Origin of the sequence: Flaviramulus basaltis, from assembly GCF_900114265.1 — a bacterium.
Lineage (GTDB): Bacteria > Bacteroidota > Bacteroidia > Flavobacteriales > Flavobacteriaceae > Flaviramulus > Flaviramulus basaltis.
The window spans coordinates 18,749-40,351 of record NZ_FPKV01000006.1; the positions used below are offsets into that span (position 1 = coordinate 18,749).

Genomic DNA, 21,603 nt, shown 5'->3' on the forward strand with positions numbered 1-21,603 from the left:
GATGAAAAAGTATCTACCATACATAATTTTATTTTTTATTACAATACAAGAATTCCATTCTCAAGAAAATGGAGATGGTGTTGTTGCTTTAAATTTACCAGTTAGAAATTCTTTAAAGTTTAATAGGTATGTCATAAACCCAACATTCAGTTTTGTTAGAGAACAAAATAAATATATTAGTTTTTCTAATAAAAGAGAATGGGTGGAGTTTGATGATGCTCCTCAAACTTATTTATTAAGTTATTCAGGTAGATTTAATGAAAATATGGGTGTTGGTATTGGACTATTTCAACAAAATTATGGTGTTTTAACCACTTTTGGAGGCCTATTAAATTTCGCATACAACGTAATTTTAGATAGTGATCAAAATTTAACTTTTGGGGCAAATGTTGGTGTGTATAAAAGTGGTATTGATGAAGGGAATTTGGTAACAAATTTTCCAGACCCATCGTTACAAAACATACCGTCAAATACTTTAATTACAATAAATCCAGGTATAAATTACGGAACTGAATTTTTTGATTTTGGTTTGGCCATAAATAACCTTGCTCTATACAATCTTAAAAGCTCTAAGCTAATTGAAGAAAACCCAGAACAAAGTATTCAAGGTCATATTATGTATACAGGATATATTGATAGTCGCGGTTTTTTTGATGAAAGTAAATTTTCTGGCTTAGTACGTTCAGAATTCAAAAAAGATGAAACAATTATTTCTGGCATAATGATGCTTACTATACCTAAAGGAATTTGGGCTCAGGCAGGTTATAATAGTTTGTATGGTGTTTCTGCTGGTGTAGGTCTAAATATCACTAGCCAAATAGCTTTAGAGTATAATTATGAAAAAGCTATTGGAGATTTATCAAACTTTGGAAATTCTCATGAATTTACATTAGCTTATAAGTTTAAAAATAGATATAGATATAGTTATAGTGGTGATGATGATGAGGAAGCATTAATTATTTATAATAAAAAACCTAAGCGTTCTGTAGCTACCAAAAAACCTGTTAGCAGACCATCAACAAATACAGACGTAAAAAATAATGATATTGCTGATAATCAAGCTGACGCAGAAGAACAAGCTAAATTAGCTGCAGAAAATAAAGCTAAGGAGGAAGATGAAGCTAAAGCTCTTGCAGAAGAACAAGCAAGATTAGCTGAAGAAACAAAAGCTAAGGAAGCAGCAGAAGCAAAACGACTAGCAGATGAAGAAAATAAAGCTCTAGTTGAAGAACAAACAAGACTGCAAGCCGAAAAACAAGCAAGATTAGTAGCGGCAGATCTAAAAGCGAAAGAAGCAGATGAAGCTAAAGCTAAAGAATTAGCTAAGGAAAAAGCGAGATTAGAAGCAGAAGAACAATTAAGATTAGCTGCAGAAATAAAAGCTAAAGAAGAAGCAGAAGCAAAACGATTGGCAGAAGAGGCAAAAGCTAAAGCAGATTTAGAAGAAAAAGAAAGGTTAGAAGCAGAACAAAAAGTTGATACTGTTAAATTGGATGGATTAATTATTCCTGTTGCTAATGATAGAGATGCTATTGCATTAGAAAGTCTAGCAAAACTAACAGAGAATTCTAAAATAGAACAAGAAGGATTATTAAAACGATTAGGTGAAGCTGTAGATAATAAACAAAAAGATCTTGATGATTTAAAAGAAGAAAATGATTTAAGTGAACAAGGTATTTATAAACAGCCAAAACCATTTAAAAGTGTTTCTGCTGAAAATGCACTTTTAGAATCTTTAAAATCAGAAGTTGATGATGTTATAGAATCTCAAAATGATAAGATTTCACAATTAGAAGATCTTTATAATAAAAGACTTGAAAGTGTTCCTAACAAAGAAGATGAAGTTAATGCTTACTATTTAAAAGCTATAGAAGATTTAAAATCAGAACAGCAAGAAGCATTACAAGCAAAAAAAGATCTAATTTCAGCATTAGATGATATTAAAGTAGCAATAGATTTTGAAAGAAAACGAAGAATAAAACGTGCTGCTTACGATAATGAAGAGGTAAGATATACTAAAGATAAAGCAGCTTTAAAAGTAATTAAAGAAAATACACCAATAAGTTCTGTGCCATTAGAGGTTGATGACTTTGATTTTGGTGAAGTAGGAGGTAGTAATATTCAAATAGTAAAAGACATTAAAAATGTTGAAAGTGGTTACTATTTAGTATTAGCAGTTCATAGTGATGTATCTAAAAGAGATGATTTCTTAACAAAAGCAGTGTCGGCAGGACAAGGTGATGTAAATTTCTTTTACGATGTAAACACAAGTAAGTACTTCATTTACTATATGAAGTTTGATGATGTTCAAAGTGCTAAAAGTGCAATTGATGCAAAAGGAAACCAGCCTTACAACAGTAAAATGTCTATAGTTAAAATAGAAAACTAATAAATGTCTACTAATTAGGTGTTTTATTTGGTAAAGTAATGGTTACATTAAAACAATAATTTAAGTTTTTTCATACAAAAATATATTTAAATTCGTTTAAACGCTTAAAAACATCGATTAAATGCAAAAAATGTTAGATTTCTTTTCTTTTTAACAAAAATTATTATGATATTAGTAGCGTTTAAAAGCGATAAAATATCGTTGAAAGGTTTTTCAAGAAAGAATATACTTATAGGTACTAAAACTTGAATATATCAATCAAATAGTATTATTTCTTTTAAACTCCATAAATAAAGAAATACTAATAATAACCACCATGAGAACCCCTACTTCTTCAACATTTTTATTTTTTATTTTCAGAAGTTTTTTTAAGCCAAATTCAAATTTTTTCTTACTTAAGAAAAGGATTACTAGTTTTTTATTGATAGTTATATTAACTATTGCTAGTAATACTGCATTTGCACAATTAGCAGTACCTTTTTCTCCTAGACTACCAGGAGGTAATATTAAAGTAAAAGGAGATGTAATTTTAATAGGAAATACAATAATTACAGGTAAAGGTTTACCGCTTCCTTATAATGGTGGAGGTAATAATAATAATTACGAAGGAGAATATATAAATGTAGCCAGTGGAGGTGATTCAAATATATTTAGTTCAAGTACAGCAGATTTATTCCTAGATAATTCATGTAAAAGTATAGTTTATGCAGGTTTATATTGGGCTTCTGTTTATCCTAATGAAGTTGGAACTAATGGTGGTCAGAGTTTTACAGGGACGACTCGACTCGAAGATTGGAATCAAGTAAAGTTTAAATTGCCTACTGGAGGGTTTATTGATTTGGTAGCAGATAATAATGCTGATCCTGTAGGAGAAGAAGATGATATAATTTTTGATGGTTATGATTCTGGGAATATTAATAATTCTTTTAAAGATTCACCTATAGTATGTTATAAAAATGTGACTAATTATTTGCAAGGATTATCTGAAGCAGATGGTACATATACTGTAGCTAATTTAAGAGCAACAAGAGGAAGTAGAAATGGAGGTTGTGCAGCTGGTTGGACATTGGTAGTTATTTATGAAAGTCCTCAATTGCCAAGTAAATTTATTTCTGTTTTTGATGGATATGCGGGAGTTCAAGGGAGTACAGCACTAAATATTCCAGTTTCAGGATTTCAAACATTACCAGCACCATTACCAGTAAACGCTAAAATTGGTGTAGCTGCATTAGAAGGTGATTTAGGAATAAGTGGAGATACATTTAGATTTAAAGCTAGTACATCTGGTTCTTATACCCAATTGAGTGATGCCTTAAATTCAAATAATAATTTTTTTAATTCTAAAATTACAAATGAAGGAGCCTATATGAATAATAGGAATCCTAATGGTACAAATGTTCTTGGTTTCGATATAGCAAACGTTATAATACCAAATCCACTTAATTCAGTTTTGCCAAACGATGCCACAGCTGGTGATTTAAGATTAACTACTAGTGGTGATGGTTTTGGAGCATTTGTAACTTCTTTTGCTGTAGATATTATTGAACCTAATATTGTATTAACAAAAATTGTAGAAGATGAGCTTGGAAATGATATAGGAGGGGAAGTTGTAGATTTAGCACAGCAGTTAAATTATGTTATAGGTTTTCAAAACATAGGAAATGATGATGCCACAGATTTTACTATTAGAGATATACTTCCTGCTAATATAGATTTTAACTATCCATCAGATATAGAGCCACTACCTACAGGGGTTACTATTGAAAGTTATGATGCAGCTACCAGAGAAATTATATTTAGAGTTGATGATTCTTTAATAGAAGAGTTTGGTCCAGTAACAGAAATTCGTTTTAGTGTTAGGGTTGTTTCATTTTGTAACTTATTAAATGATGCCTGTGCAGACAGTGTTAATAATCAAGCTTATGCTACATATAGAAGTAAATTAAATCCATCTTTTATTATTTCAGATGATCCTAGTTATGATGCTAATAATGGTTGTTTATTATCACCACAAGCAACAAATTTTTTAGCTGATATTTCAGATTGTACTTATAGTGAAGAAGTTATTTTGTGTGGTGGAAGTACTGACCTAACGGCTCCTGGTGGGTATGATTCTTATCAATGGTCAACCAGCTCTTCAGGAACACCTGTAATAGGAACAACTCAAACAATTACAATTACAACTACTGGAACATATTATGTTCGTAATACCGCATTAGCACCTTGTCAATCTTCAAATAAAGAATTTGAAGTTATTACATTTGGTGCTAATGTTGATAACCCAGTAATTCCTTATGCAGATCAGGTTGTAACCTGTCCTAATGATGGGAAGCAGTTACCAAATATTTTCTTGTGTGGCGGTGCTGGTGGAAAATTTATTCAAACAAATCTGTCAGATACCACTTCGTTAATTTGGGAGAGATTAGATGAGACGAGTTGTAGTGCTGTTGTAGATAATGATTGTGCTAATGAAGATAAAAGTTGTATTTGGAATCAAGTAGCTACAGGGTCAGACTATATGGCAGATACAGCTGGGCAATTTAGATTGACTGTAAATTATCCAGGAGGATGTTTTAACCAATTCTATTTTAATGTTTATTCTAATATATTAACACCTACAGTAACTAAAAGAGATATAATTTGTACTACACAAGGTGAAATTGTTGTTGGAGGAGTACCTAGTGGTTATGAATATAGTATTGATGGGACAAATTATCAAAGTAGTAATACATTTGTTATCACTGCACCCGATCTTTATACTGTTTATATTAGACAAATTGGAGTTTCACCAAACCCATGTATTTTTACAGTTCCAGATGTTCAAATAAGAGAACGTAATTTTACGGTTTCAACAATTATAAATCAACCTTTATGTAATGGGGATTTAGGAAATGTTGTTATAGCAGTAAATGATGTAAGACCACAATATTTCTATTCAATTTCTCAAGGAGGCACAGTTGTTAACAGTGTAGGACCAATAGTTGATAGAGATTATACGTTTTCAAACTTAAATCCTGGTACATATACTATTGATATTTCTACTGAAGATGGTTGTGTTTTTACAGATACTGTTCAAATAATTGATCCTCCATTATTAGAAGCAACATCAGCTTTAACAACACCTTTAACCTGTGAAGATGGAGAGATTACCGTATACCCAGTTGGTGGTACACCACCTTACTTTTACTTTCTTAATGGTAGTACAGATTTTGAGACTATTCCAACAATTGTTGTAACTTCTTCTGGAGTTTTTGACATAACTGTTGTAGATTCGAATAACTGTTCTGCACAAACATCAATTACCGTTGATCAAATTCCTCAACCTGTTTTTAATATTACAAAAACTGATGTTTTATGTTATAATGATAATTCAGGTGAAATACAATTTAATATTACAAATGCTAATGGATATACAGTTGAATATAGCATAGATAATGGTTTGACTTATGTAACTAATCCAACATTTTCAAATCTTTATTCGGGAACTTATCAGGGTATTATAAAATATTCATTAAACGGAACAGAATGTTTTAGTTCTCCGCAAGATATAATCATAGATCAACCAGATACTGCTATAACTGCTACTGCTGGGGTATCAGAATTGGCAGGTTGTGGGCCTTCAGGTGAAGGAAGAGTTCGTATTACAAATCCTCAAGGAGGTGTTGCACCTTATGAATATAGTTTTGATAATCAGGGAACTTGGACAAGCATAAATGAAGAATATCTTGCTCCTGGCACTTACACTTTGTATATAAGAGATGTTAATGGGTGTGTTTTTCCAATGGCAGATATTACAATAGATCCCGAACCCGTGGCACCAACTATAAATGTTTCAGATCCCGATTTTAATTGTAATGGATCAGCTAATTCAACAGTAACTGTTACAAACACTACCTCTAATTCATATGATTACACATACTTAATAGATGGTGTAGAAAACCCAAATATATCAGATCCTACTACATTCTTAAATGTATCAGATGGTTCTCACACTATAACTGTGACTTACCAATTAAAAACGGTGCCAACTTTTAGTAATTTATTAAATGAAACTTTTGGTTATGGAGAAGATACTTCATCCCCTGGGATGAATCCAACATACTACTGTTTTGAAAGACAAGTTCCAGCGACACAGTGTGGAGGAGATATAACTATAAATGACGGACAATATTCAGTAACTGCTAATATTGTAAAACCATTTGGAGCATGGATGAGACCTGTAGATCATACACCAGCAACAAGTCCATCAACGCCAAAAGGAAGGTTTCTGGTAGTTAATATTGGAGCTACAATTCCAGCAAATGAAATTTTATATGAAAAATTTATAGATGATATTATTCCTAACCAACCTATTAATGTAGAGTTTTTTGCTATGAATTTACTGAAATCAGGTAATCAGGCTGATCCAGATTTGAAAGTTGCTTTGGTTGATGCATTTGGTAATGAGATTTCTTCTTTTTCTACAGGTAATATTCCAAAAAGTCAAGCTTGGGAAAACTATCCAAAAACACCTATAACTTTAAATCCTGGAGCTAATACTAGCTTAAGATTTATTGTTAGATCAAATGTGCAGTTAACTAGTGGAAATGATGTTGCAATAGATGATATTTCTGTTTATCAACTTCCTAGTACTTGTGTTGCACAAAAAGATTTTCCAATTGTTATTGGTTCTGGTAATGCTTTTATGGCAGGTAATGTAAGTGCTACAGATGTAAGTTGTGTAGGCGCTGGTGATGGAACAATAACTATTTCAGCACAAAATTTTGATCCTGCTAAAGGTTTTCAGTATACTTTAGATGGTTTAACATGGATTACACAAATGACTTCACCATACACTATTACAGGTTTGGCTGATGGTAATTATAATGTTCAAATACGTTACGAAGATGCGGTAGATACTTGTGAGTTTAATTTCAATCAAAACATTGGTTCTCCAACAGCAGTTGTTGTTTCAGTTTCAGCGACACCAATTACATGTCTTGATGGATCAACAGTTACTGCAACAGCAACTGGTGGTACAGCAGCTTATTCTTACGAGTTATTAGATACTTCTTTAAATTTAATATCAAACTTTCCAGGTAGTGGTGTTTTAACAAGTGTAGGTGCAGGAGATTATATAATTAGAGTAACAGATGCTAATGGTTGTACAGATACAACGTCACTAAATTTAGTAAATCCAATACCTCCTACAGCTACCATCATTAATGCCGATTATTGTTATGATGGAACCAATGGAGCTAGTCTTGAGGTTTCTGCTTCTGGCGGACAACCACCTTATGAATACAATATTAACGGAGGTGCTTTTCAAACAAATCCAGTATTTGGTAATTTAGCATCAGGGAATTATGTTATAATAGTAAGAGATGCTTATGGTTGTACTTTTACTTTACCAACAGAAACCATTGAGCCACAAATATCGATTAGTGTAGCTCTTACAAAGGAATTAGATTGTACTGTTTCTCCTAATGCTGTTATAACTGGTGCTATTTCAGACGGATATATACCTTATACTTATGCAGTATCTTTTAATGGAGGTGCTTATACAAATTTAGGATCTATTGGGACATCTTTTAATTATGATGCTACAACAGACGGAACATATCAATTTCAAGTAACAGATAATAATGGTTGCCCAATAGTTTCAAATGTAATTACAGTTAACCCTATATCTTACCCAACAGCAACAACAACTTCGGTTGAACCAAGTTGTAACGGAGATGCTAATGGTTCAGTACAAATTATACCTGCTGATGGAGTAGGACCTTATGAATATAGTTTTAATGGAAGTGCATTCACCACAACGTCATTATATTCAGGGTTAAGTGCAGGAATTAACTACGCTTATCAAGTAAGAGATTCTAAGAATTGTGTATTTAGTGGTTCTATTACATTATCAGAACCTACAGTCTTAAATGCTTCAGCTAGTGCAACAGCTTTTAGCTGTAATGCTTCTAATACAAATCAATCAGCATTAGTTACTATCGATTTACCAACATCAGGAACAGCACCTTACCTTTATAGTTTTAACGGTTCAGGATATAGTTCTACAAATACATTAACTGTAAATGATAATGGAACAGATCAAACTATTGCATATTCCGTTCAAGATGCACAAGGTTGTACAGCAGGAGGTTCATTAATCTTATTACAATTAGATCCGCCAACAGATTTAGCTTTTACATCTAGTGCAATTACGTGTACAACAACAACCTCAACGGTAGATTTAACAGCTACAGATGGAGTAGGCACATTACAATATGAAACCATTTCTCCTTCACCAATAATTGTAGGTAAGCAAACATCAAATTCATTTTCAGGATTAACAGAAGGGACTTACGTTTTTAGAGTGACGGATGCTAATGGATGTTATTATACAGAATCTTACACTATAAATCCAGTAACTCCTATAACTATTACAGGCTTAAAATTGAGTGATGTTTTATGTATTGGAGATAATACAGGAGCCATAGAATATACAGTATCAGGATTTGCAGGAACTTATACAAGTGCTCTAACAAGTGGTTCAGGAACTTTAGCTCAAGCAGGAAGCACTGTTGATTTAACATTATTAATAGCAGGTAGTTATACCGTTGAGGTTACAGATGATATTACAGGATGTACAGCAGATGCGACTCTTGTAATAACAGAACCAGCAGCAGGTTTAACTTTTACCGCAACCTCTACAAATGTATATTGTACAGAGGATAATTCACAAATTACAGTAACCTCATCGGGAGGAACAGCAAGTTATACTTATGCAGCAGTAGTTTCAGGTGCAGCAGCTCCAGGAACCTATGCAAGTAGTAATGTTATAACTGTAGATACCAATTCAGCTTCAGATTTAGATTGGGATGTTTATGTAAAAGATGCTAATGGTTGTATTACAATGAATACAATAACTATTACAGCAGATCCTTTACCAACGGTAACGACACCAGCATTAGCATCAAATCAATGTTCAGCAAATTCAGGATTTACATTTACAGCTACAGGTGCATCAGGTGTTACACCATACCAGTATAGCATTAATGGAGGAGCATCATACCAAGCAAGCCCAACATTTACAGTAAATACTCCAGGAAGTTATACCGTAACAATTAGAGATGCGAATGGTTGTACAGCAACAAGTGCAACTCCAACAGGGGTTTATGCGCCATTAACTTCAATAGCTGCAGTAACAAAAGAATTAGATTGTTCAGCATCACCAGATGCGGTAATTACGGTTACTATTTCAGGAGGAAGTACACCTTTTACATATACAGTTCAAAAAGGAGCTGGCGCACCAAGTGCACCAAGTGCATCTATCACGGGACCAACATTTACATATTCAGTTTCTCTTGCAGATGTAGATAGTTATACGTTTGAAATTACAGATACTAATGGTTGTACTTCAACGAGTACAATTGCTATAGACACTATAACAAATCCAGTAGCTACAGCAACAACAACAGATGCTAATTGTAATGGTGCTTCTGATGGTTCTGTGCAATTAATAGGCTCAGGGGGCTCAGGAGGTTATACTTACAGTGATGACAATGTAAGCTTTACAGCAACTTCATTGTTTACAGGTTTGCCAGCAGGATCATATACATTTTATATAAGAGATAGTAAAAACTGTACATCAAGTGTAGCTGCAACAATAGCTGAACCAACAGTATTAGTAGCTACAGCTAGTGCAACAGCTTTTAGTTGTAGTGCTACCAATACAAAACAATCAGCAGTAATAACAATTGCTATTCCAACAACAGGAACTTCACCGTATCAATATAGTTTTGATGGAGGAATAAACTTTAGTGCAAGTAATACGTTAACTGTAAATGATAATGGATCGGATCAAATTTTTTCTTATGTAATAAGAGATGCAAATGGCTGTTTAACCTCAGCTCAAAATATTACATTAAATCGTTTAGATCCACCAACAGATTTAACTTTTACATCTACTGCAATTACATGTATAGCAACAACCTCAACGGTAGATTTAACAGCTACAAACGGAGTAGGCGCATTACAATATGAAACCATTTCTCCTTCACCAATAATTGTAGGTAAGCAAACATCAAATTCATTTTCAGGATTAACAGAAGGGACTTACGTTTTTAGAGTGACTGATGCTAATGGATGTTATTATACAGAATCTTATACTATAAATCCAGTAACTCCAATAACTATTACAGGCTTAAAGTTGAGTGATGTTTTATGTTTTGGAGATAATGGAGGAGCCATTAAATATACAGTATCAGGATTTTCGGGAACTTATACAAGTGCTATAACAAGTGGTTCAGGAACTTTAGCTCAAGCAGGAAGCACTGTTGATTTAACATTATTAATAGCAGGTAGTTATACCGTTGAGGTTACAGATGATATTACAGGATGTACAGCAGATGCGACTCTTGTAATAACAGAACCAGCAGCAGGTTTAACTTTTACCGCAACCTCTACAAATGTATATTGTACAGAGGATAATTCACAAATTACAGTAACACCATCAGGAGGAACAGCAAGTTATACTTATGCCGCAGTGGTTTCAGGAGCAGCAGCTCCAGGAACCTATGCAAGTAGTAATGTTATAACTGTAGATACTAATTCAGCTTCAGATTTAGATTGGGATGTTTATGTAAAAGATGCTAATGGTTGTATTACAATGAATACAATAACTATTACAGCAGATCCTTTACCAACGGTAACGACACCAACTTTAGCATCAAATCAATGTTCAGCAAATTCAGGATTTACATTTACAGCTACAGGTGCATCAGGTGTTACACCATACCAATATAGTATTAATGGCGGGGCATCGTACCAAGCGAGTCCAACATTTACAGTAAATACTCCAGGAAGTTATACCGTAACAATTAGAGATGCGAATGGTTGTACAGCAACAAGTGCAACTCCAACAGTGGTTTATGTGCCTCTTACAACAAGTGCACTTCTAACTAAAGACATAACATGTTCACCAGCACCTACAGATGCGAGCATTGATATTTCAGTTTCTGGTGGTAATGCACCTTATAGTTACGAAGTTAGTACAGATGGAGGTGCTACTTATACTAGTACTCCAGGTTCTCCTTATACAACAGCTATTGCAGGTAATTACCAGTTTAGAATAACTGATGCTAATGGATGTACTCAGGAAACTAATATTATAACTGTTACAACACCAGTAAATCCTGTAATAACTAGTCTTACAGAAACACAATCTATTTTATGTAGTGGTGAAGATACTGCTGCAATTCAAGTTAATTTTGATAATACAGTTGGTACAGCGTCTTTTGTAATTAACGTTAACAATGATACAACAGGAACTAATTATGGAACTCAAACTTCAGGTTTAGCTGCAGGGGATTATACAATAACACTTACAGATGCTAACGGATGTTTTGATACAGATACTATTACAATTAACGAACCAACTCCAATTATTCTAGATTTTGATGTGGATCCAATAACTTGTGGTGCAGGTGGTGTTTCATTAGGACAAATAATAATTAATTCTGTTGTAGGAGGTACACCAAATTATACTTATCACGTAACTGGAGTAAATGGCTATAATCAAGAAGTTTTAAATCAAACAGGGGCAACTCAAGTTTTTGAAGTTGTTAACTTTGGTTTATATGAAATTATTATTACAGATACCAATGGATGTACTGTTATAGAACAGAATATTTTAGTGGCATCACCTCCAGATGATTTAGATATTGATATTGCCACAACAGTTGATTGTGCTACTGGAGGCGAAGCAGAAGTAAGTATAGGAGCATCTTCAAGTATAACAGGTTCTGGTCCATTCTATTTTGCAATATATACAGGTCCTGGAATGGTTTATGATGGAACACCTATTTGGCAATTAGGGGCTGGATCACCAGTTTCTACAACTTTTACAGGATTGATTCCAGATGTGACTTATACGTTTATAGTTTATGATGATGATACTAAGTGTTATTATTATGAAACAGCAACGACCCCTATTAAAACAAATTCAACACTTTCTATTACTGGAGTAACTCCAAAAAATATTACGTGTATTGGTAGTGCTGATGGAAATGTAAGTTTTGATATAACAAGTACTTATGGTGTTGATACTGATGTTACTTATGAGGTTTTTGATTCACAATCACTTGCTTCAATAACACCGACAGCTGTTACTGGATTTGGGACTGTTCCATCAAACGGAACATTATCGGTTACTAATTTAGGTCTATTGGATTTTGGAAATTATATTGTAGTTATAGAAGAAACAACAGGACCGAATGCAGGATGTGGTGTAGCAACAATACCATTTAATATAACCGAATCTGCCATAGATTTAACAATCTCTGCTTCATCAACAAGAAACGAAAATTGTAATGAGTTAGGTGTGATTTCTGCAATAGCACAAAATGGAACTGCTCCTTATGAGTATCAATTTTTATTAGATACTGCTACAGCTCCAATTGCAACGGATTTAGGATGGAATACCTCAAATACTTTTGAAGGCGCAGAAGATGATTATACAGTATATGTAAAAGATGCCTATGGTTGTATAAAATCAATAGATGTAAGTATTATTAAAGACCCCTTACCAACAATCAATCCAGTGGCGCAACAATGTTTTGATGGCACACCAATTAATATCACTTTAGTTGAAGGTACAGGTGCACCTATTACTCCTTTAAGCTATAGTATTGGGGGCGCATATCAATCTAGTGATACCTTTACAATTAGTGCAGCAGGAACTTATGATTTATTTATAAAAGATGGAAATGGCTGTATAGCAACAACAACTTATGTCGTAGAATCTCCATTGTTGTTAGACGCAAATATGACTCAAGATTTAACTTGTGCAGTTGATGCAAGTATTGATTTAACACCAAGCGGAGGAACAGGAACCTACTCGACTTATGAAGTTAATTTTAATAGTGGTGGATATTCGGTAATTCCAGGGTCTCCATATACAACAACAACAGATGGGACGTATCAATTTAGAGTTACTGATTCACAAGGATGTCAATCAGAATCATCTGAAATAATAGTTACTCCAAGAACAACACCAACACTAACTGAAGTACATACTGATGTTACCTGTAATGGTGGTTCAGATGGTAGTATTGTCGTTACAGCAGGTAGTGGTATTGCTCCTTATCAATATAGTATTGATGGAGGTACAACATTCCAAGCCTCGAATGTATTTAATGGTTTAGACTTCGCGGGAAGTCCTTATAGTGTGGTTGTAAGAGATAGTAAAAGTTGTGATTCAGCACCTACTTCTGTAACTATAAACGAACCACCATTAGTTGGAGGTTTAGGAGCATTAACACAAGGACTTACTTGTGGAGCAGGTAATGCGACACAACCAGCCTTAGTTACTATTACAGGAAGTGGCGGAACAGCACCATATACTTATAGTTTTGATGGCGGTGTAAATTATACTGCTACGAGCACATATTCAACTTATACAGCAGGTACAGTAACTGCTTATGTAAAAGATGCTAATGGCTGTACAATAGTAACACCAATAGATGTTGTTGTACCAGCACTAGATATTCCAACAGATTTAGATTTTACAGCGACCGCAGTAACCTGTTTAGCTGTAACTAGTGATGTGACACTTACCGCTACTAATGGCGTAGGAACTCTTAGTTATGAAATTATTTCACCAGCAAGTGAAGTAGGTAATACAACAGGGGCTTCATCTGGTACTTTTACAGGATTAGCACCAGATACCTATACCTTCACTGTTACTGATGCCAATGGATGTACTTATACAGAATCTTATACGGTAACTCCAGTAACAAATATTGCAGTATCAGGATTATTGGTAAGTGATGTGAGTTGTAATGGCGGTTCAAATGGAGCGGTTGATTTTACAGTTTCAAATTTTGCAGGCACCTATAGTTATACGATTAATGGAGTACCAACAGGTACAGGACAAACAGCAACAACCATTAGTTTAACAGGGTTAACAATAGGAAATCAAGTCATCATCGTAACAGATGAGACTACAGGTTGTGACGATACAGTAAGCATTTTAGTAAGTGAACCAACAGTATTAACACTTACAGAAATAACAAATATTAATGCAAATTGTAATTTTGGAGCACAAGTAACTGTAGAAGCTAATGGAGGCACTCCAAATTACAGGTATGCATTTGTACAAGATGGAGTAGCACCTACATTAGCGGATTATACCTCTAGTGCAAGTGTCGTTTTAGATCCAGCAATTAATACAGATTGGGATGTTTGGGTTATGGATACCAATGGGTGTACAACTCAAATTGATGTTGTTATTGATACCGATCCCTTACCAACAATCAATCCAGTGGCGCAACAATGTTTTGATGGCACACCAATTAATATCACTTTAGTTGAAGGTACAGGTGCACCTATTACTCCTTTAAGCTATAGTATTGGGGGCGCATATCAATCTAGTGATACCTTTACAATTAGTGCAGCAGGAACTTATGATTTATTTATAAAAGATGGAAATGGCTGTATAGCAACAACAACTTATGTCGTAGAATCTCCATTGTTGTTAGACGCAAATATGACTCAAGATTTAACTTGTGCAGTTGATGCAAGTATTGATTTAACACCAAGCGGAGGAACAGGAACCTACTCGACTTATGAAGTTAATTTTAATAGTGGTGGATATTCGGTAATTCCAGGGTCTCCATATACAACAACAACAGATGGGACGTATCAATTTAGAGTTACTGATTCACAAGGATGTCAATCAGAATCATCTGAAATAATAGTTACTCCAAGAACAACACCAACACTAACTGAAGTACATACTGATGTTACCTGTAATGGTGGTTCAGATGGTAGTATTGTCGTTACAGCAGGTAGTGGTATTGCTCCTTATCAATATAGTATTGATGGAGGTACAACATTCCAAGCCTCGAATGTATTTAATGGTTTAGACTTCGCGGGAAGTCCTTATAGTGTGGTTGTAAGAGATAGTAAAAGTTGTGATTCAGCACCTACTTCTGTAACTATAAACGAACCACCATTAGTTGGAGGTTTAGGAGCATTAACACAAGGACTTACTTGTGGAGCAGGTAATGCGACACAACCAGCCTTAGTTACTATTACAGGAAGTGGCGGAACAGCACCATATACTTATAGTTTTGATGGCGGTGTAAATTATACTGCTACGAGCACATATTCAACTTATACAGCAGGTACAGTAACTGCTTATGTAAAAGATGCTAATGGCTGTACAATAGTAACACCAATAGATGTTGTTGTACCAGCACTAGATATTCCAACAGATTTAGATTTTACAGCGACCGCAGTAACCTGTTTAGCTGTAACTAGTGATGTGACACTTACCGCTACTAATGGCGTAGGAACTCTTAGTTATGAAATTATTTCACCAGCAAGTGAAGTAGGTAATACAACAGGGGCTTCATCTGGTACTTTTACAGGATTAGCACCAGATACCTATACCTTCACTGTTACTGATGCCAATGGATGTACTTATACAGAATCTTATACGGTAACTCCAGTAACAAATATTGCAGTATCAGGATTATTGGTAAGTGATGTGAGTTGTAATGGCGGTTCAAATGGAGCGGTTGATTTTACAGTTTGAAATTTTGCAGGCACCTATAGTTATACGATTAATGGAGTACCAACAGGTACAGGACAAACAGCAACAACCATTAGTTTAACAGGGTTAACAATAGGAAATCAAGTCATCATCGTAACAGATGAGACTACAGGTTGTGACGATACAGTAAGCATTTTAGTAAGTGAACCAACAGTATTAACACTTACAGAAATAACAAATATTAATGCAAATTGTAATTTTGGAGCACAAGTAACTGTAGAAGCTAATGGAGGCACTCCAAATTACAGGTATGCATTTGTACAAGATGGAGTAGCACCTACATTAGCGGATTATACCTCTAGTGCAAGTGTCGTTTTAGATCCAGCAATTAATACAGATTGGGATGTTTGGGTTATGGATACCAATGGGTGTACAACTCAAATTGATGTTGTTATTGATACCGATCCCTTACCAACAGTTACAGTTCCTGCATTGGCTTCAAACCAATGTAACTTAACTGGAAATCCTTATACATTTACTGTTACAAGTACTACAGGAATAGCTCCTTATACGTATTCTATAGGAAGTGGATTCCAATCAAGTTCTACATTTACAGTATCTACACCGGGTAGCTATTTTGTAACTGTTAGAGATGCAAATGGTTGTGAAGCTATTAGTGCAACTTCGGTAACAGTTTATCCAACTTTAGATTTATCACCATCAATAACAGTTTTACCTAGTTGTTCAGATGATGACGGTGAAATTACAATGACAGGTTCAGGAGGTTCTGGAAACTATACGTATTCTATTAGTCCAACTGCAGGGTCAATTACTATTATAGGAAATGTGATTTCTGGTGTGCCAGCAGGTACATATACAGTAACTATTACAGATACTACAACTTTATGTACAAGAGATATAAATGTAACTGTAGATGCTCCAACGCTTGTAACATTTACAACAATACCTACAGATGTAAGTTGTAATGGTGGTAATGATGGTAACATAATCGTTAATTTACCTGCTAGCAATGATAATCCTATTTATACTTATAGTTTAGATGGAGGTGTTACCACACAAACATCAAATGTATTTTCAGACTTAATTGCGGGCACATATAATATTACCGTGACTTCTGGAAGAAATTGTATACTAACGCAAGTTGAGACAGTTAATGAGCCAGATGCTATTACAGTTCCTGCACCAGTGGTAGAGGAGTATGCTTGTACAGCAAATACAAACACTACTAATTATGCAACCATTACGGTAAATGGTGTAATAGGAGGTTCTTTAAATTATACTATTTATGAATTTATAAAAGGAGGAACCATTGTTCAAGCTAATGCTAATAATGTATATACTGAAGCTGATTTATCAGGTGGTACATATACAATAAATGTTTATGATGATAATGGTTGTTTGGGTACCACAACAGCAACTATTCAGCCATTTATAGGGTTAGATACTTTAGATGTTACTGTTGATAATGCAATAACTTGTACTAATGATGAAGACATTACAGTTTCTGTGACTAGTATAGGTGGTACTCCAACAAATTTAGAATACACTGTAGAAGATGTTGATGGCGCTTTAGTTGGAAGTATTTATAGTCAAATTAACACAACAGGAATCTTTACTAGTTTACCAATAGCTAATTACTTAATTACAGTTGTTAATTTAGATACAGATTGTAGCTTACAAACAACACATTATGTTAATGAGCCAAATACTTTTGACCTAACTATAGATAATGTAGTTGATGTTACTTGTTTTAGTGATTCTGATGGAGGTATTGATATTACTTTTATAGATAGAGTACCAACACCAACAGATGAGTCTGGAGCCTTTAGCTACAATATTTTAGATGCTTTAGGTAATCCAGTTACATCAGGTACAGTAGCAAATGCTGGACCAACTACTATTTCTGGTTTGGTAGCAGGTACTTATACGATAACAGCAAATTTAACTAACACGCCGTTTTGTACAATTAGTAAAAACTTTACAATAACTGCACCAACAGCAGCTTTAGCAATTACTCAAACACATACAGAAATTACCTGTGTGAGTGGTAATAATGATGGATCAATTTCTGCGAGTGCTACTGGTGGATGGCCAGGAGATTACGAATATCAGTTAGAATTAACAGGAGGAACTGTTGTTTCAGCTTACAGTCTTATATATGATTTTACAGGTTTAACAGCAGGTGATTATACTGTAAGTGTAAGAGATAGTCAAGGATGTATTGCAACTACAAATGTAGTATTGGTAATTCCAACTCCAATTGATGCTCAGGCGATTGCAACACCAGCACTTGTTTCTTGTTTTGGAGATACAAATGCCAATATAACAGTAAGTAATGTAACAGGTGGACAAGGATTTAATTATACATATACACTTAATATGGTTTCACCAACATTAACATCATCTGGACCTCAAACTTCTAATGTATTTAATGGATTAGGAGCAGGAACTTATAATGTTACTGTTAGAGATGGTTATAATTGTGAATTTATTACTGCAGATATTGTGATTACACAACCAACAGAAATACAATCTACATTAGTAAAAACATCATCACAAACATGTTTAATAGAATCAACCTTAACATTAGGTGCGACTGGAGGTACAGGACCATATGAGTATAGTGATACTATGGCGTTCACAACAGTTTTAGGGACTTTTACATCAGATACAACGTTCCCAGTAACACCAGGAACATATCAATATTATGTTAGAGATCTTAATAGTTGTGGACCTACTGCATCAAATGAAATTACTATAGATCCATTACCAACACTAATAGTAAATATAGATACTACAAATGCACAAATTAATTGTACTGGAGATACTTCAGGAGTCATTGTGGCAGAAGCTATAGGTGGATTGGGTAATTATACTTATATATTACAAGATGCATCTGGAACAAACATAACACCTGTACCAACTCAAAATAGTCCAGGAGTATTTACAGAACTTATAGCAGGTATTTACCAAGTTAGAGTAACTAGTGGAGTAGATTGTGAGGAAGTATCTGCACAAGTTGAAATTACTGAACCTGAATTTGCTTTACAAGTATCTTTTTCTGTTACAGATGTTGCATGTAGTGGAGGTAATGATGGGATTATGGAAATTGTTGCTACAGGAGGTACAGGTATAATTAAATATGCTATTTCACCTCAATTGAATCAGTTTTTCGATACATCTATTTTTGAAGACTTAGTTGCTGGAGATTATCAAGCTATAGTACAAGATGAATTAGGTTGCTATGTACTTATTGATTTTACTGTAGCAGAGCCAACTCCAATAATGTTAATTATTGTGCCAAATTCAATTATTCCAGAGGCTTGCGAAGGTGAGTTAGATGGTGAGTTTAGTGTTGATATTTCTGGAGGAAGTATGCCGTATAGTTTAAGTTTAGATAGTATAAATGGTACTTATAATACTGGTGGCTTAACGCAAACACAATTTGATTTTACAGGACTAGCAGGTGGTGATCATACGGTCTATGTAGTAGATAATCAAGGTTGTGAATCTGAATGGAATATAACTTTTCCAGAGTCAGTTCGTATTAATGCAGAGCTTGATATTGATTATTGTACAGATAATTCAGACGCATCAACTAATATGTTAACTATTACGGTTGATGATACCTTGGTAAGCCTTACTGATCTGGATTACTCAATAGATGGTGGAGCTTATCAGCTTGATAATAGATTTATGGATATTGTTCCAGGTAACCACTTTGTAACGGTTAGACACACTAATACTTGTGAGGTATCTTTCACTTTTGAAATTGAACAATATGACCCATTAGAACTTACACTTGCAGATGGTAATATAAACGAAATTGTGGCATCAGCAACTGGTGGATCTGGGATTTATGAATACGAAGTTCAACATGAATTTGATTCTAGTAGTGATTCATACGATAATACAAACACATTCCTTATTTATAAATCTGGGAATTATACAGTAACAGTAACAGATAGTAATGGTTGTACAACTGTAGCTAGTAGATTCTTTGAATATATTGATGTTTGTATTACAAACTACTTTACACCTAATAATGATGGTAATCAAGATGAATGGGGACCAGGTTGTACAAGCCAATATCAAAATTTAACAGTTAATGTTTTTGATAGATATGGGCGTAAGGTTTCAACATTAAGAGTTGGTCAAAAATGGGATGGTAAGTATAAAGGTATTGAGCTTCCTTCAGGAGATTACTGGTATATAGTAAAACTAAATGACGAGAGAGATGATAGAGAATTTGTTGGACACTTTACACTTTATAGATAAATAAAATTAGTAGTAATAGCTATTAAATTAAAAATTATACAAATGCGAAAACTAATTATATCCTTTTTTGTTCTATTTATAGCTAATAGCTATGGTCAAGAGTTAAACTTACCTGTATTTACTCAGTACATGGCAGATAATAACTTTGTGATTTCACCTACTTACGCAGGTATTGGTGATAATTTAAAAATAAGAGCCAATGGGTTGATACAATGGGCAGGTTTGAAAGAAGCACCAACTAATCAGTCGGTTTATGCAGATTTTAGAATTGCAGATCGTTCTGGAGTAGGGGTATCATTTTATAATGATAAAAACGGTAATACATTACAAACAGGTTTTAAATTCTCTTTTGCCCATCATCTTATTTTAGACTACTATTCAGAACAATATTTGTCTTTTGGTATCTCTTACAACATCAATAATTTTAGAATAAACATCAATAAATTCAACACTACAACAGAAAACCCAACTATAGACCCTTTTGTTACTGATGACAGAAGAACATCTAACAATAATTTTGATGTAGGTGCATTGTATAGATATGAAGGTTTCTTTTTAAGTTTTAATACTAATAATATTCTTGAGAAAAATCTAGATGAAGATATAAGAGTTTCAGAACCAAATTTACTTTTAAACTATCAAGTATATTCTGGGTATACTTTTAGTGGGCCTGAAAAAAGTGGATTAGAATTCGAACCTTCTGTGTACTATCAAATGTTTAGTAGTGATAAAAGATCTAGTACAGATTTAAATTTTAAATTCAGAAAATTTAATAGAAATGAAGACTATTTTTGGGCAGGGATCTCATACCGTTTTTTAAATGACCAGTTTTTTAAACCACTTAATATTGGTCCGATGGCAGGATTTCAAAAGTCTATGTTTTATTTTGGATATGCCTATCAAATAACAACTAACGAGTTATCTGCTTATAATTCTGGTACGCACGTTTTAACCATTGGATTAAACTTTTTACAAGGAATAAGTAACTGTCCTTGTACTCAAAGTCCTATTCATTAAATAAAATTTGTTGTTAGTGAATCGATTTCAATTATTGTTTAATAGCAAAATTAGCCATCAAAATTTGATAAAATAAACTACTAATTATTTAATTACTACTTCATTTTAATTAAAATTAAGGTACTTATCTAGGTAATCCTTATAGCTTTTCTTTGGATAATTTTAATGATTATCTACCTGCTTTAAGTTCAAAATAATCTCATGAATAAGGTATTTTATTAAAATCTATACAAATCACCCTTATATTTTTTAGTGTTCAATATTTATTAAAACACTAAATTTCTTATTTTTTTACTAAATAATTCTAATAGATATTCAGCAGTATTTGTAAAGAATTTGAAAGGTTTTCATCACATTCTACGACGAA

At 33.8% G+C, this 21,603-nt stretch carries 5 protein-coding genes; 4 read left to right on the plus strand and 1 reads right to left on the minus strand.

Annotated features, from left to right (window positions below):
- Position 1: 1 nt before the first annotated feature.
- Together BT151_RS17475 and BT151_RS17480 are read left to right on the plus strand one after the other, a co-directional pair.
- Positions 2-2,389, plus strand: coding sequence for a PorP/SprF family type IX secretion system membrane protein (locus BT151_RS17475; RefSeq protein ID WP_072403658.1), 2,388 nt, complete (start codon positions 2-4; stop codon positions 2,387-2,389).
- A gap of 421 nt (positions 2,390-2,810) precedes the next feature.
- Positions 2,811-15,962, plus strand: coding sequence for a hypothetical protein (locus BT151_RS17480; protein ID WP_171946659.1), 13,152 nt, complete (start codon positions 2,811-2,813; stop codon positions 15,960-15,962).
- Between the two features lie 98 nt (positions 15,963-16,060).
- Here the strand turns inward: BT151_RS17480 and BT151_RS18685 are convergent, their stop codons facing one another.
- Positions 16,061-16,216 carry a hypothetical protein gene (locus BT151_RS18685; RefSeq protein WP_171946660.1) on the minus strand — a complete coding sequence of 52 codons (156 nt, stop codon included), beginning with the start codon at positions 16,214-16,216 and terminating at the stop codon, positions 16,061-16,063.
- Positions 16,217-16,334: 118 nt separating this feature from the next.
- Between BT151_RS18685 and BT151_RS17485 the strand changes: the two genes are divergently transcribed.
- Positions 16,335-20,219, plus strand: a complete 3,885-nt coding sequence (locus BT151_RS17485) for a T9SS type B sorting domain-containing protein (RefSeq protein ID WP_072403660.1) — start codon at positions 16,335-16,337, stop codon at positions 20,217-20,219.
- Positions 20,220-20,261: 42 nt separating this feature from the next.
- Entirely contained in the window at positions 20,262-21,236 is a 975-nt protein-coding gene (locus BT151_RS17490; protein WP_072403661.1) for a PorP/SprF family type IX secretion system membrane protein, read from the plus strand.
- Positions 21,237-21,603 lie beyond the last annotated feature (367 nt).

Bases quoted from the DNA above. Each gene is read 5' to 3' on its own strand.
- BT151_RS17475 (WP_072403658.1), top strand. From the start codon at position 2: ATGAAAAAGTATCTACCATACATAATTTTATTTTTTATTACAATACAA.
- BT151_RS17485 (WP_072403660.1), top strand. From the start codon at position 16,335: ATGGATACCAATGGGTGTACAACTCAAATTGATGTTGTTATTGATACC.
- BT151_RS17490 (WP_072403661.1), top strand. From the start codon at position 20,262: ATGCGAAAACTAATTATATCCTTTTTTGTTCTATTTATAGCTAATAGC.